Consider the following 15,110-nt stretch of genomic DNA (forward strand, 5'->3'; position numbering starts at 1 on the left):
GGGTCATATATTCTTTCTTTCAAGTAAATTATTTAATTAACTGATATATTAATTAAATAATTTACTTTTAAAATGAAAAAATCCAGTAATTAATAAAATTTAATTACTGGAAGTATATATTATTTTTATTTTACTTTTTTCATAGCCTTAGATGCAGCTATTAAAGTTATATCCCAAACTGGAGAAAATGGTGGCGAATATGGTAAATCCATATTATATAATTCTTGTACCGTTCCACAAGAATATATTAGAGAGACTATGATATTAACTCTTGAATGAATTTCTTTACCCACAAAATGACCTCCAAGTATTTTACCAGTTGATCTATCAAAAATCATTTTAAATGATATATTACCTGCATTCTCATAATATCCTGCTCTGGCTTTTGCTTTTATATATACACTGCCAACATTATAATCAAGCTCTTTTGCTTTTTCATAAGTCAAACCAGTCTTAGCATATTCCATATCTAAAAACTTTGTTATAAGTGAACCAATTACCCCTTTAAACTCTTCTACATTTCCTTTTACTGCATTTTTACCAGCTATTTTACCCTGTTTATTAGAAGTTGTTCCCAAAGGTATATATTCATCTTCACCACTTAATATATTATAAGCCGTAGCACAGTCTCCGGCAGCATATACATCTTCTATATTAGTTCTCATATAATTATCTACTATAATTGCTTTATTCTTTAACATATTAACATTTTTATTTAATAAAAAATCTGTATTAGGTTTTACACCTATAGAAATAATAATCATATCTGTTTCTATACTTTCTTTTTCTGTTTTAACTATAAATCTTTCTTTTTTTAATATATTCTCTACCATACTTTCAGTTTTTAAATCGACTCCATTTTTTATCATATATTCAGAAAATTCATCATGAATCTCTGGTTCTATATCTCCAAGTATATTTTCTTTAGCCTCTATTAAAGTAACTTTTATTCCACTTTCGATAAGTACTTCAGCAACTTCAACACCTATAAAACCTCCACCTATAATAGTTGCATGAGATGGTTTGTTTTTTTCAATAAAGTTTAATATTTCTTCATCATCAGAAGGATTTCTCATTTTGAATATTCCTTCTTGACCCCAAACATCAAATTTTGGAATTATCGGTGATGCTCCAGTACTTATTATTAATTTATCATAAAATATCTTTCTTCTATCCATATTGCCTTTTACTAAAACATATTTTTGTTCAAAATCAACATCAATAGCTTCATAATTGGTATAAACTTCAGCACCTTTTTTCTCTTGAAATTTTTCTGAAGTAAAAGCAAATAGATCATCTACTTCTTTTACTTTACCATTTAAAACATATGGCAAACCACAACCACCATATGAAATATAAGGCTCTTTTTGAAATATTGCCACATTTAAACTTGGATTTTCTCTTAAAGCACTTGCAGCAGCACTTGTTCCAGCTGCAACTCCTCCTATTATCAAAATATCATACTTGTTCTTCAAAAGAATCACCTCCATAATGAGCTTTCGCCAAAGTAAGACCCAAACAAAAATCCACATTTTTCTTAATGATATTCATACACTCAAACATACTAGCACCAGTAGTATAAACATCATCTACTATTATAAGGTATTTAGGTATAGAGGTTGTGATTTTTATCTTTTTTTGTATATTTTTATGTCTTTCATTCAAAGATAATGATGCCTGTCTTTTATAAGATTTAGATTTAAAGAGATTTATAACTTTTAATCCAAAATTTTTAGCAAATCTATCAGCTATGATTTTGGCAGGTATAAATCCTTTATTATAGATACTAAAATAATTAGATGGTACATAAGAAACATAATAATCATGATTTTCTATATCTATACTTCTAAAATATTCACAAAGTATATCTGTTAAATATTTACCTATTTTAAGATTCTTATTATACTTAAATTCTTTTATCAAAATTGCCAATGAATCTTTATAATATCCCATATGATAAATATCATAAATGCTTTTTGTATGTGAAGGTTCATATATAAACATTGAACAATTATCACATATAAATTCTCCAAAATTAACTTTTGCACCACAATTCAAGCATCTATGTTCAAACATATCATTTAAAATATTATAAATCTGTAACCATCTCCGCATTAAGTCTTAATAATGCATTTAAAGCTGCAAGTTTAAGTCTACCTTTTTCTGTTGGATCTTTAAGAATATTATAAGGTATTTCCCAATATTGTTTAGCTTTAAAATATTTGAGAAGATTTATAGCGCTTCTTCTAACGCTTATAGGATATTTTTTGTTCATACTTATATCGGATATTTCAGAAAGATAATTCTCAAGTTTTAATTTTTTTATTATTTTTAAACCAGTTAAAATTCTTTTTGTAGATAATGAATTCAAAAAATCAGGAACATAATCACTTAATTTATAATCTTGAAAAAAAACTAAGTAATCAGCAGCTCCTATAACATAATCATCATCTATTTTATCAAGAAGTCCTCTAGAAAAATCCACATATGCCATATCATCTTTATCAGTTGCAAGTTTTAAACCATATTTAATATACTTAGGTTCATCCTTATTTATAAATGCATCGACTATCCAAGAAGGTATCAAATCATTTCCACAAACTTTTTTTATAGTTCTTGTGATTTGCATTAAAATTTCATCATCTTTCTCATCTGAAAGTTCTTTTTCCATAAATTCTTTTATTATATCACAAGGAAGACCTGCTAAAAATTTTATGATCAATAATTTTGTTTTTTTATCACAATTATAATAATTATTTTTTAAAACATTAAAAAATGTCATAGAATCATTTTTTTCATAGTATCTTGAAAGAGCTATTTTTTTTACACTCATTTCTATTGTTTCTGAAATAAGCGTTTCCCCTATATTTTCAAGTGCATATATTAAATGTTGTATTTTTTGATATGGGTCTTCTTTCATCAATTCTATCAATTTTTCTGAATCTTCTGGATAAAATTCTAAAACAGAAGTTAAAAGTTGATATCTAACCGTTGGATCTGGATCTTTTACATAATCCAATATAAACTCCATTGGTTCAAATCCATAACTTGTAAATATTATTAAAGCTTCTTTTCTTATAGAAGCCGAAAGATCTTTTAAGGCTTTTTTTGTTTCTTCTTCATCAATTGTGCCCAATTTTTCCATATGTTTCAATGCAGAAAATCTAACTTCAGCATCTGAATCATCGAGATATTCTTTTATTATAGGTGAATCTATTTTTTGTTTCATGAGTTCGTTTATAGCTTTAGCTTTAAATGCCGGAAAAGGCGAATCAAGCATTTCAAAAAATATTTTAGCATTTTCAGATTTAATTCTTTCTTCCATGAGTTTATAAGTTTCTATTATTTCATTTGCCATTATTTTCCTCCCTATATTTGTTCAAAATCAATCTATATTCATTATGAAATTCTATTTGCAATATATTATTATCATATATAAAATCAGTAACATTATTGCCGATATAAGTTTTTCCTATATCATACATATTTCTTTTTTTTCTGTATATTTTATCATAATAAGCTGAATATTCTATAGACAAATATTTCCACTCATGACCATAATTACATCTTATAGAATCTTTATAAGTTGTTGTTATATCTCCCAATTCAAATTCTACTGTATTTATTATAATAATCATTGAATTAATCATTAAATTTCTTTCAATCATTTCATTGATATTTTGATTCAAAACAAACACAGTCCTTGCAAAAGTTGCAAGGACTGTTAATATTATTAAACTTATTATAAATAATTCGAATACACTTTCTAACAACAAAAATCCTTTTTTCATACCTATCAAAAATTAAAATATCGGATATGATATGAACAATGAAAAATCTTTTCTATAATTTGCAAATCTAAAACTTATTTTTAAATCATCAACAAATTCTGCAGGTTTCGGAATGGTATATTCTATATTAAAGATCAAATAATCAGAGATGTTTGTAGTAGGTTTAAATTCATTTGAAATAGGATATCCAAGTGCCAATCCTGCATATAAATTTTCTATGCTATAACCTATCCCCATATATCCATAGAGTATATTTCTATTCTTATCTTGAAATTCACTATTAGGTCTATCATTTAACCACAAAAGACCCCCTCTCACCTGTGAATTCTCATTTATATCAAGAATTTTAAGTGAAAGATCTGTGATAGTTATCAAATAAAAATTTTCTCCAAAATTAGGATTGAAATCAAATGAAAAATTAAAATATTCAGATTCATACCCTGTTTTTAAAGCCAATCTAAAAGGATTGTCATCTGTTAAAACTGTAAATCCCATTTTGAAATTATTATAAGCAAAGATACTTATAGAAAGTACAATCATCATTAAAAAAACTATATATTTTTTCATACAAATCACTTCGTATCTGTTTTTATCATCTCAAGCTTATCTACATCTTTAACATTAGTCTTTCCTTCTTCAATTTCTTTAAATGCATCATTAACAAAATTTCTATTGCTTATAAAATTATCAGTATTTTTCATCTCGAAATTGTCTTTTAATTTTTCAGCTCTCTTAGCAGCAATAATAGGTACAGCATATTTAAAATCTATATTTTTCATGATTTTATCATGATTAAAACCTACGTCCATCGATTATTTCACCTCTCAAATTCTTTTTTAAAAAATGTATCAACTCTATTTTCTAAACCATTTTCAATTCTACAAACTCTCAATTGTTCAGCTATGATAATGGATATGAGTTGATTAACAGACTCATTAACATCACGATTAACTATGACATAATTAAATTCATTAATTTTTGAAACTTCCCATCTTGAATCTTCTAATCTTTTTGCAAGATCCCTTTCACTTTCTGTACCCCTTCCAACAAGCCTTTTTTCAAGTTCTGTATAAGAAGGAGGCAAAACAAATATTAAAACAGGATTCTCTTCTTGGATAGAAGTTTTTATATTAAGAGAACCTTGAACATCCACATCTAAAACTATATTATATCCTTGTTCAAGTTTTTCATGGATAAATGTTTTAGAAGTTCCATAATAATAGCCATGTACTTTAGCATATTCAAGAAATTCATCTTTTTCTTTTAATTCCATAAATTTATCTTCATCTACAAAGAAATAATCTACTCCATCTATTTCTCCAGGTCTTCTTTCTCTTGTTGTATAAGATACCGAGAATGTAAACCCATCTACTGTTTTCAATGCTTTTTTTATTAATGTGGATTTTCCAGCTCCCGATGGTCCACTTACTATGTATAATATTCCTTTTTTCATCCCTGGCGCGCCTCATTACGTATTCTTTCAAGTGCTTTTTCAATATCATAGAAATTTTGAGAAAATCTATTTGTAATAGTTTCTGGTTGAATTGCGGAAGCTATTACATGACCAGAGTCAGTTATTATAAAAGCTCTTGTTTTTCTACCATGGTTTACTTCTAATAATTTACCTTGAGTTTCAGCAACATCTCTTAATCTTTTTAAAGGCTGTGAGCCAGGATTAACTATCGCTATTACTCTATCCCCAACAACAACATTCCCAAAACCTATATTTATAAGTCCGTACATAAAAAACACCTCCAGGATTTATATTTATAAAATCAATGAACATTCTGAACTTGTTCTCTAATCTTATTAACAAGCCCTCTTCCCTCTACTGAAAGATTGGTAAGCTCTATCAATTTAGATTTTGAAGCAATTGTATTGAACTCTCTATGCATTTCTTGAGATAAAAAATCAAGATTTTGACCCATCAATTCATCCTCTGAATTAACTATATCCCTGAATTTTTTAATATGACTTTTAAGCCTTTCTATTTCTTCTGAAATATCAGCTCTTTCTGCTAAAAGTGCGACTTCAAGCTCAAGTCTTCCTTCATTTATGAGTTCAGAATTGTTTAATAATTCTTTTAAATTATTTTCAAGTCTTTCCTTAAAAGTATCTTTCATGTCAACAGCAGCATTTTGTATATCATTTACTATTTTTTCTATATCATCTATATAACCAAGTAAAACAGTTTTAAGTTTTTCTCCTTCTTCTATTTGAAAAACTTTAACTTTTTCTATTGTTTCCAACAATATTTCTTCAAGACCTTTCCATATCTTATTCATAGCTTCTTCTTCAACTTTTATTTTAATTATTTCTCTAAATTTCGTTAAAACATCTAAAGATACATCATCAGACATATGTAATTCACTTGTCATTTGTTGTAATGCACTATGATAAGATTTTGCCAAACCAAGATCTATATCTACAAAATTTTGAGGATTTAAAAATCTAATATCGATGTAAACACTTATATTTCCTCTTTTGAAATATTTTTTTACAAGATTTTGTACTTCTATTTCTAATGGCGAAAATATACCCGCAATAGAAGTTTTTAAATTAGAATACTTTCCATTCAAACTTTTTATCTCAACAGAATAATTATAATCGTTTATTATCTTCTCTATTCTGCCATAACCAGTCATACTTCTCATAATATCTCCTCCAATGATATTATACACCAAATAAGCTAAAAATTCAAAAAAACAAGGATATTTTTCAACTTATTTAGGAAAATTTCCGTTTCTTCACGATTATTCAGGTAAGAAAGGCTTATTCTTATCATTCCTTTTGATTGTTCATTATCATAGCCAAGTGCCTTCATGACTTTACTTCCAGATACTCCTTTTGAAGAGCATGCTGCAGATGTAGAAACAAATATTTCTTCATCTGAGAGTGCATTAACTATAATATCACCTCTAACACCTTCAAAAAAAACAGCCAATGTATTTGGCACACTTTTTTCACTAATAGGCGTTAATATCTTACCACCCATTTTTTCTATTTCTAAAGCCATAAAATCCCTTAAATTTCTTATTTCTTTCATATATTCAAGATGTTCAAAAGATTTTTCTAATGCCAATGCCGTTCCTATTATACCAGGGACATTCTGTGTTCCTCCCCTCATACCACGTTCTTGAGAACCACCTGTTATGAATGGGAATATTCTTGTTCTTTCTTTTTTAAATAAAATACCAACACCTTTTGGTCCATGAAATTTATGTGAAGAAAAAGAAGCTAAATCACATTTCATCTCTTTCAAAGAAAAATTTATTTTTCCAGCAATTTGAACAGCATCAACATGAAAATAACAATTTTTATTTTTTTCTTTTATTATTTGAGACATACCTTTAATATCTTGAATAGTTCCTATTTCATTATTGGCAGCCATAATACTTACAAGAATTGTATCTTCTCTAATAACTTTTGATAATTTTTCTAATGAGATTTCACCATTCTGATCTGCTTGAATATATGTAACTTCAAAACCTTCAGATTCAAGTGATTTTAAAGTGTTTAAAGTGGCTGAATGTTCTATATTAGAACTTACAATATGCTTTCCATATTTAGTGTTTGCCTTACAAACACCTCTTAAAGCCCAATTAATAGATTCGGTGGCACAAGAAGTAAAATAAATCTCGAAAGGCATACAACCTAAAGATTTTGCAATTCTAAATCTTGCTTCTTCTATCTTTGCATCCATTTTTACTCCAAATTCATGTAAAGAATTTGGATTTGCATACTCTTCACACATATACTTTAAAACTACTTCTGCAACATCTTTATCCAATGGAGTAGAAGCATTATTATCAAAATATATCATATTATTTTTTAAAAACCTCCCATCAAACTATTATAACAAATGGCCGACAAATACGGCCATTTGTTATAAAAATTCTATATGAAATATATTAAATTAAAATGTTAATTTATTTAAATTAAAAACAATGTATTATACATCATTTTTAAACTGCAATATAAAAGAACTACCTTCATTTAACTTTGATTCTACTTCTATGTTTATATTCAATTTATCACCAAGTTTTTTCGCAATCGATAATCCAAGTCCATGACTTTTTGTAGTTCTTGCACTATCTTCTTTATAAAATCTTTCAAATATTTTTTCTTTTTTATCTTCTGCTATTCCAATTCCATTATCTTTTATAATTATAGAATAATCCTTCATTATGATATCTATATTTTTGTTCTCTGGAGAATATTTCATGGCATTTTCAATAAAAATCTTAAAAATTATGGACAAATATTCTTTAGAAGATTTAACCTTAAAATCTTCTCCTCGTATATAAAAATTATAATCCGAATTATCATAAAGCTTTAAAACTTTTTCTACCACTCTTTTTATATTGAACTCTTCAAATTCTATTTCAGTTTCAGGTTCATTTAAAATCAACAGTTTTTCTATCATATCTTTCAAATAATTTGTTGATCTTTCTATACTTTCAATAGACTCTATTAAAACACCCTCATCTCTTGTCCCCCATCTTTTCAACATTTTAACATATCCACTTATAGATGTTAAAGGTGTTCTCAATTCATGGGAAACATCTGATATAAATTGTTTTTGAATTTCATACCCATATTGAATTCTATCCAACATGGAATTAATTTTATTAGAAATTATTTCATACTCTATAGTTTTTTGTTCTGGTATCCTATGTTCAAGATTGTTTATATTTATTTCAGAAATATGTTTTGAAATAGATATAACAGGCCTAAGTATATTCCTTGATAGAAAATATGATATGAATAAAGAACTTAAAGAAGCTAAAAATATTGTTATTATAGCTATTCTATCGAATGTTTTTATAAAAGCTGTAAATTCAAAAGCTGGACCTCCAACTATCATAAGTTTAGAGCCAAGTATCTGTATCGCAACAAATATATAATAATAATCTTGATGTTTATATAAAAAAGGAAGTTTATTGATTGTAAAACCATCGTATATCAAATTATACGGATCAGATAAAACTTTTCCGTCTATTATAACTATCTTATTTGCAAGTAAAGACTTTTTTATAACATCATTATCATTCAAAAGTCTATCTATTATATCTTGATTATCAAGTTCTGAAGTACCTTTCAAGATAGAACCACTTGGACTGACTTCATTTATAAACATATGTGCATAAGTATCTATACTCGTATCAATAACAATTATTCTTAAAGCAAGTATCATTATAGATAAAAGTAAAAAAGTAGTAAATGTTATTATAAAAGTCTGATTAAATACAGCACTTTTTTTATTCTTCTCCTTCTCTGATAACGTAGCCAACGCCTCTCACCGTCTTTATTAGTTTTGAAGATTTACCCAACTTTTTTCTTAAATAGTTCATGTAAACTTCTACAATATTTTTATTATCTTCTTCCGAATATCCCCAAACTTCTTCCATTATTTTTTCTTTTGAAACAACTATATTTTTGTTTATTAGAAGAGTCTTCAAAATATTAAATTCAGTAAGACTTAAATGAATTTCTTCATCATCTACAAAAACTTGCATTCTTTCAACAAAAAGCTCTATATTATCGGCTTTTAAATTATCTCTTGTTTTTCCAAGTCTTCTCAAAAGCGATTCTATTCTTGCAAATATTTCTTCTATTTCAAATGGTTTAACTATATAATCATCTGCATGTTTGAGCCCTCTTACTCTTTCCTCAAGTTCTCCTTTTGCAGTTAACATTATAATCCCAACCTCTTTATCATAATTTCTTATTATCTCAGCAATTTCAAAACCATCTCTTATGGGCAACATTATATCTAGCAATATTATATCTGGTTTAAAACTTTCATAAAGCTCTAGTGCTTCATCACCATCATATGCAACTGCAACTTCATAATTTTCATGTTCCATTTCTAATTCTAATAATCTCGCTATTGATTTATCATCTTCAACAATTAAAATCTTATGCATTTAAGCACCTCCAAGTAACTATATCAATTCAAATTTTATAATTATTTTAGAAAATTTATTAAAAGTCATTTCAATTTTTATTTTTTTATCTTTCATCATAAAAATAGGATCTATAAAAAATTCTTTTTGAAAATCATTTTCAAATCTAGTTCCAACAGAAAAAATATCATTTAAAGTATATAATAAATATCCTTCAAATCCAAAAATTATATCTTTAAATTTAAAATCATTTACATCTGAACCAGCTTTTATAATAAAATTTGAATTAAAATGATCAAAATCAAATAAAAATCGTCCTTCTACCCCAAATAAAGACATTTCATCCCATTTATAAAAAAGACCATATCCAAAATTTCTATCTACAAAAGCTCCACCGGATACAAAAAAATTTTTATCAATACCCCATATAAAGTTTATATAATTTTTATCATTATATACATCACCATAAAAATTTATATTTCTTTCAAAAGAAATTCCATAATCAAAATCATAATTTAAATTATTTTTATTTATAAATTTTTTTCTTTCAAAAATACCATATACATAAAAAAAATCTTTATCCGTATTTATATAAAAATTTTCTTTTTTTATATTTTTTTCATCATACTCATCGATATTATCAAAAAAATCATATTCTATATCATATAATTCAGAAAATTTATAATTATATTTATAAAAAAAGTTTATATCTTTAATATATTTTTCATCAATATCTTTAAAATTTAATAAATATTTATTTTTTATGATAAAATATCTTGAATTATCATAACTTATATTATTAAAAAAATCCTTAATTTTATCTTCTAAATCTCCATTGTTTTTAAAAATTATATATTTAGAATTATTTATAAAATAAATATTATTTCTGTACATTTCTAAAAAAGGATTTAAAAGATTTGTATCCGTATTTATCAACTCTATTTTTTGTACAAATTCATTTTTTATGGGATAATGCCCTTTTATTTTCATAATGACATAAACAGAATCAGAATATTTTTCATATTTAATACCCTTGGAATAAAACAATATATCCATTAAAGTTTCTACACTATCAGTAGATGATTTAAATGTAAAATTTTCATCTATATCATCTAAAAATATAAACTCAACTCCATAAATGTTTTCAAGGTCTATAAAAAGTGTTTTAATATCGATATTATTATAAATAAGATCATGAGAATAAGCAAAAAAAGATATCATAACAAAAAATAAAATAATAAGTTTTTTCATATAAATCCCCCACAATAATATATTATATAATATAATTATACATTAAAAAATAAAAATGAGGTGTAAAATGAAAACATCAGATTATCTGAAGAAATATGATATAAGATTAAAAAAAATGTTTGGACAAAATTTTCTCGCAAGTGATATATATCCAAAAAAGATAGTTGAAGCTTCACAAATAGAAGATGAGATTATAATAGAAATTGGACCTGGTGCGGGTACTTTAACAGATGAATTGATTAAGACTAAAAATGAAATATATGCATATGAAATCGATAAAACCTTAGAAAGACTGTTAAAAGAAAGGTTTAAAAATAAAAAAAATTTTCATTTAAAAATAATGGATTTTTTAGATGTAGATCTCTCTGAATTCAAGGGGAAAAATATAAGTTATATAGCAAATATTCCATATAATATATCTTCTCCAATAATGGAAAAAATATTTATTGAAACACCATATTTTAAAAAAGCAATTTTAATGGTTCAAAAAGAGTTTGGAGAAAGAATAACTGCAAAAAGTGGGAAAAATTATAGTCCTTTGAGTATATTCGTTCAATATTATTGTGATGTAGAAAATGTATTGAATATACCCAAGAATGAATTTATACCCAAACCTAAAATAGATTCTACTGTTATAAAACTCACACCCAAAAATAGGAATGAAGATATAAATCTTTCAAAATTCTTTAAATTCATACATATTTGTTTTTCTCAAAGAAGAAAAACCATAAAAAATAATTTAAAACATATAAATAATATAGAAAAAATATTAGAAGATTTAAAAATAGATACAAAAACTCGTCCAGAACAAATAAGTATAGAAAATTTTTTGAGCTTATTCAAAATGATAAACAAATAAAAAATGCGACTTTAAAGTCGCATTTTTTATTTGTTTTTTAACTTTTCTATTGCTTGTACAAATCCTATAAAAACGGGATTAGGATCTCCTACTTTAGATTTAAATTCAGGATGATACTGAACACCCATATAAAAAGGATGATCTTCGAGTTCAACAGCTTCTACAAAATCTGATTTAGCTGATATTATTAATTTCTCTCCTTCTTCTCCAGGCATTTTAAATAATTCTGAAAAATCTTGAGAATTAGCTTCATATCTATGTCTATGTCTTTCATATATTATATCTTCATTATGTAATTCAAATAATTTAGATCCTCTTATCAATTCAGTTCTTTGAGAACCTAATCTCATAGTACCACCCATATTTATTATTTTTTTCTGTTCTTCCATTATATCTATTACCGCATAAGGAGTGTTCTCATCGAATTCTCTTGAATTAGCATTTTCAAGATTTTTTACATTTCTTGCATATTCTATAACCATCAATTGCATTCCAAGACATATACCTAAAAGAGGAACATCATTGACTCTTGCATATTTCAAAGCTTTTATCTTACCCTCAATTCCTCTCTTACCAAAACCACCTGGAATTATTAAACCATCATAATTCGATAATAAAGCCTTTACCCCTTCATCATCAAGTTCTTCAAGTCTTTCGGAATCTATTAGTTCAGGCTTTTTTACTCCACATAAAAATATACTCTCCATAATACTCTTATATGCATCATCAGTACCAAGATATTTTCCTATTATTGCTATTTTATCTCTTCTAAAACTCTTAGGACAATTCCATTTCATATCAGTTTTGATATCAAATGAAAGTTTATCTGCAATGAGTTTTTGAACATTCATTTTATAAAGTCCCTCAGGAACTTCATATATATTTCCCAAATCTGGAAGATTTATAACATATTTGCTATCAAGTCCTCCAAATAAAGCTACTTTTTCAAGACTTTCTGTATCTATTTCCATTTCTGTTCTAACAACAAGCATATCAGGATGTATACCTATTCTTCTCAATAATTGAACAGATTGTTGAGTTGGTTTTGTTTTAAATTCATTTGTAACCCTCAAATAAGGTACAAATGTAACATGAACAAACATGAAATTTTCTCTTCCTTTTTCTGTGGATAATTGTCTAACCGCTTCTAAAAATATTTCTCCTTCAATATCTCCTACAGTTCCTCCAATTTCTATAAGAAGAACATCTGCCTCAACAGCTTCTATTCTATTTTTTATTTCTTGAGTTACATGAGGAACCATTTGAACAGTTCCACCGAGATATTTTCCTTCTCTCTCTTTTTCTATGACTGTCTTATAGATCTGTCCAGCAGTCATATTATTAAATCTCTTCATTTCTATCCCTAAAAACCTTTCATAATGCCCAAGATCTAAGTCTGCTTCATACCCATCATCAGTTACAAAAACTTCTCCATGTTGATTAGGATTCATAGTTCCAGCATCAACATTTAAATATGGATCAACTTTCAAAGAATTTACTTTTATACCCGATTCTTTCATGAGTCTACCAATAGAGGCAGAAACAACTCCCTTTCCTATTCCACTTAAAACTCCACCTGTTACTATTATATATTTCCTCGCCATTTTATAAAAAACCTCCTGCCTTTATAATTTAAATATTCAATTATTTTTAACTTTTTTAATATAAAAAAGGGGAGCAAACGCTCCCCCTTATTTCAGGTTAATCTTCGTCGTCAATATTTAACTTTTCCGCAATAGCATCGACAGCATTTTCAACAGTCTTTATTGTTTCAACTTCATCATCTTCTATAGTTATTCCAAGTTCAGATTCAAAAGCCATAGTTAAATCAACCAATTCTAAAGAATCTGCATCTAAGTCATCTGTAAAAGATGAATCGATTGTTATGTCTGCCTCATCTACACTTAAAGTCTCTGCTATTATTTCTTTTACTTTTTCAATAAGTTCTTCTCTTGTCATTATTTCAACCTCCCGGATAACACTATATTTCTACATAACCTTGCTGAAATAAATGCTAAAATAACAAAATTCTTATTAATTATAATTTCTTAAAGTTGTATTGTCAAGTCAAAATCCTAAAGATAGGTTAACTTTTGCTGAAATTCCTCTTAAATCTAAAATTTTAGTGATATCCGTACTTACAGAAGCCACTGATAGATCTAATTCTAAGATATGAAGATTTATACCAGTTCCAATGCTAACTTTCCATAATTTATTTATATTTTCAAATCCTATAGAATAAGGAATTACAAATAAATCTCCTCTGGCAAACACTCCCCAATCTATTCTGGACAATGTAGGATAATATTCGATATATGGAATCCAATCTATCAATAAATTTTGTTTATAAAAACCCGTTAATTTTAAAGGTTTAGAAATTTTTTCATTCACATTTTGAATATCTTCTAATTTTATATCCCCTTTAACTTCAAATTTATTTTCAAAGATTAAATTTGTAGAATCTATAGTATAATTTCCCACAGCTTTTATTCCCTTATTTGCAAGAGCTGGTGAAAGAGTTATATTACCAACAGAAATTCCAAACCATGGTTCTTCATCTGCATACCTTATATAACCTATATCAATACTTTGTCCTCTATTACTATTTATTCTATCAAAAACAGTGTTTACATTTAAATTCTCTATTTCAGATGAATTAAACACTGAATAAAAAGGAGCTTCAACGTTTAAATTTGCATTGATGGATGATGTTTGATTCGAAGTCACAAATTCATAATCATATCCGGAATTTTTATCAGAAACAAGTACTGGAACAAACCAACCATACTTTATTCCTAATAAATTATCTGAATATTTATATGAAAGATATGCTCCAACTTCTGCAGTACTGAAAGAATTCAAATCTCCTTTACCTTTATATGTTTTATTAATCTCATTTCCTTCAACTATTAATTTTAAAAGTTCGTTTGGAACTTTAGCTTCGGCTTCAACAGTTGCATTTGCATAAACTGAAAGGCCTAAATCAAAAATATTGATCGCAAAATTTGTATTAATATAATCATCTGTACTCAATTCAAAATCATTACCATTTAATCCTTCATAAAAATCATTTAAATCTATAGTTATTTCTTTTTTATTCAAATTATCAAATATAAAAGAATTTTTAACAAGATTTTGATAAATATTGATGTCTGGAGTCACATTTAATTCAAAAATACTTCTTCTTCTTGCATTTATTAAGGCTGGGTTTATATTATGTTCCCAAGAATAAAGCCCCTGAGAAAATGTTAAAGCGCCTAAAATTAAAACAATAATTAATAATATAGTCTTTTTCATATA

17 protein-coding genes are annotated in these 15,110 nt (G+C 26.5%); 1 reads left to right on the forward strand and 16 read right to left on the reverse strand.

Going from position 1 to position 15,110, the window contains the following annotated elements; all coding sequences use genetic code 11:
* Positions 1-125: 125 nt before the first annotated feature.
* The 13 genes from C7380_RS04900 to C7380_RS04960 all read right to left on the reverse strand — a co-directional run bounded on the left by C7380_RS04900 (position 126) and on the right by C7380_RS04960 (position 10,951).
* The gene (locus C7380_RS04900; protein ID WP_158274782.1) at positions 126-1,475 is read right to left on the reverse strand and encodes an FAD-dependent oxidoreductase; all 1,350 of its coding nucleotides are present in this window, start codon (positions 1,473-1,475) and stop codon (positions 126-128) included.
* Complete coding sequence (locus tag C7380_RS04905; protein WP_146192151.1) at positions 1,459-2,115, reverse strand: ComF family protein; 657 nt, start codon at positions 2,113-2,115, stop codon at positions 1,459-1,461. Before C7380_RS04905 ends, C7380_RS04900 begins: the two co-directional genes overlap by 17 nt.
* Positions 2,090-3,358, reverse strand: coding sequence for a HEAT repeat domain-containing protein (locus C7380_RS04910; RefSeq protein ID WP_109604366.1), 1,269 nt, complete (start codon positions 3,356-3,358; stop codon positions 2,090-2,092). The genes C7380_RS04905 and C7380_RS04910 overlap by 26 nt, the downstream gene beginning before the upstream one ends.
* On the reverse strand, positions 3,348-3,773 hold the full coding sequence (locus C7380_RS04915) for a hypothetical protein (protein ID WP_109604367.1): 426 nt from the start codon (positions 3,771-3,773) through the stop codon (positions 3,348-3,350). The genes C7380_RS04910 and C7380_RS04915 overlap by 11 nt, the downstream gene beginning before the upstream one ends.
* A gap of 30 nt (positions 3,774-3,803) precedes the next feature.
* Positions 3,804-4,358, reverse strand: a complete 555-nt coding sequence (locus C7380_RS04920; RefSeq protein WP_109604368.1) for a hypothetical protein — start codon at positions 4,356-4,358, stop codon at positions 3,804-3,806.
* A gap of 5 nt (positions 4,359-4,363) precedes the next feature.
* Positions 4,364-4,600: a DNA-directed RNA polymerase subunit omega gene (locus C7380_RS04925; RefSeq protein ID WP_109604369.1), complete on the reverse strand. Its 237-nt coding sequence runs from the start codon at positions 4,598-4,600 to the stop codon at positions 4,364-4,366.
* Positions 4,601-4,608: 8 nt separating this feature from the next.
* Entirely contained in the window at positions 4,609-5,244 is a 636-nt protein-coding gene (gene gmk / locus C7380_RS04930; RefSeq protein WP_109604370.1) for a guanylate kinase, read from the reverse strand.
* Positions 5,241-5,534: a DUF370 domain-containing protein gene (locus tag C7380_RS04935; RefSeq protein ID WP_109604371.1), complete on the reverse strand. Its 294-nt coding sequence runs from the start codon at positions 5,532-5,534 to the stop codon at positions 5,241-5,243. Before C7380_RS04935 ends, gmk begins: the two co-directional genes overlap by 4 nt.
* A gap of 32 nt (positions 5,535-5,566) precedes the next feature.
* Entirely contained in the window at positions 5,567-6,445 is an 879-nt protein-coding gene (locus tag C7380_RS04940; RefSeq protein WP_109604372.1) for a YicC/YloC family endoribonuclease, read from the reverse strand.
* A 35-nt stretch (positions 6,446-6,480) separates the two neighbouring features.
* Positions 6,481-7,614 (reverse strand): cysteine desulfurase family protein, encoded by a 1,134-nt coding sequence (locus C7380_RS04945; protein WP_109604373.1) that lies wholly within the window; start codon positions 7,612-7,614, stop codon positions 6,481-6,483.
* Positions 7,615-7,743: 129 nt separating this feature from the next.
* The gene (locus C7380_RS04950) at positions 7,744-9,084 is read right to left on the reverse strand and encodes a sensor histidine kinase (protein WP_109604374.1); all 1,341 of its coding nucleotides are present in this window, start codon (positions 9,082-9,084) and stop codon (positions 7,744-7,746) included.
* Entirely contained in the window at positions 9,053-9,721 is a 669-nt protein-coding gene (locus tag C7380_RS04955; protein ID WP_109604375.1) for a response regulator transcription factor, read from the reverse strand. Before C7380_RS04955 ends, C7380_RS04950 begins: the two co-directional genes overlap by 32 nt.
* Before the next feature lie 18 nt (positions 9,722-9,739).
* Positions 9,740-10,951 carry a DUF4974 domain-containing protein gene (locus C7380_RS04960; RefSeq protein ID WP_109604376.1) on the reverse strand — a complete coding sequence of 404 codons (1,212 nt, stop codon included), beginning with the start codon at positions 10,949-10,951 and terminating at the stop codon, positions 9,740-9,742.
* 67 nt (positions 10,952-11,018) lie between these two features.
* Here C7380_RS04960 and rsmA point away from each other — a divergent pair, with 67 nt between their 5' ends.
* Positions 11,019-11,810 (forward strand): 16S rRNA (adenine(1518)-N(6)/adenine(1519)-N(6))-dimethyltransferase RsmA, encoded by a 792-nt coding sequence (gene rsmA / locus C7380_RS04965; protein ID WP_109604377.1) that lies wholly within the window; start codon positions 11,019-11,021, stop codon positions 11,808-11,810.
* 26 nt (positions 11,811-11,836) lie between these two features.
* Here the strand turns inward: rsmA and pyrG are convergent, their stop codons facing one another.
* The 3 genes from pyrG to C7380_RS04980 all read right to left on the reverse strand — a co-directional run bounded on the left by pyrG (position 11,837) and on the right by C7380_RS04980 (position 15,107).
* The gene (gene pyrG / locus C7380_RS04970) at positions 11,837-13,414 is read right to left on the reverse strand and encodes a CTP synthase (RefSeq protein ID WP_109604378.1); all 1,578 of its coding nucleotides are present in this window, start codon (positions 13,412-13,414) and stop codon (positions 11,837-11,839) included.
* A 97-nt stretch (positions 13,415-13,511) separates the two neighbouring features.
* Complete coding sequence (acpP, locus tag C7380_RS04975; RefSeq protein ID WP_109604379.1) at positions 13,512-13,769, reverse strand: acyl carrier protein; 258 nt, start codon at positions 13,767-13,769, stop codon at positions 13,512-13,514.
* A 108-nt stretch (positions 13,770-13,877) separates the two neighbouring features.
* Positions 13,878-15,107, reverse strand: coding sequence for a hypothetical protein (locus C7380_RS04980; protein ID WP_109604380.1), 1,230 nt, complete (start codon positions 15,105-15,107; stop codon positions 13,878-13,880).
* Positions 15,108-15,110 lie beyond the last annotated feature (3 nt).

Source organism: Oceanotoga teriensis, from assembly GCF_003148465.1.
Lineage (GTDB): Bacteria > Thermotogota > Thermotogae > Petrotogales > Petrotogaceae > Oceanotoga > Oceanotoga teriensis.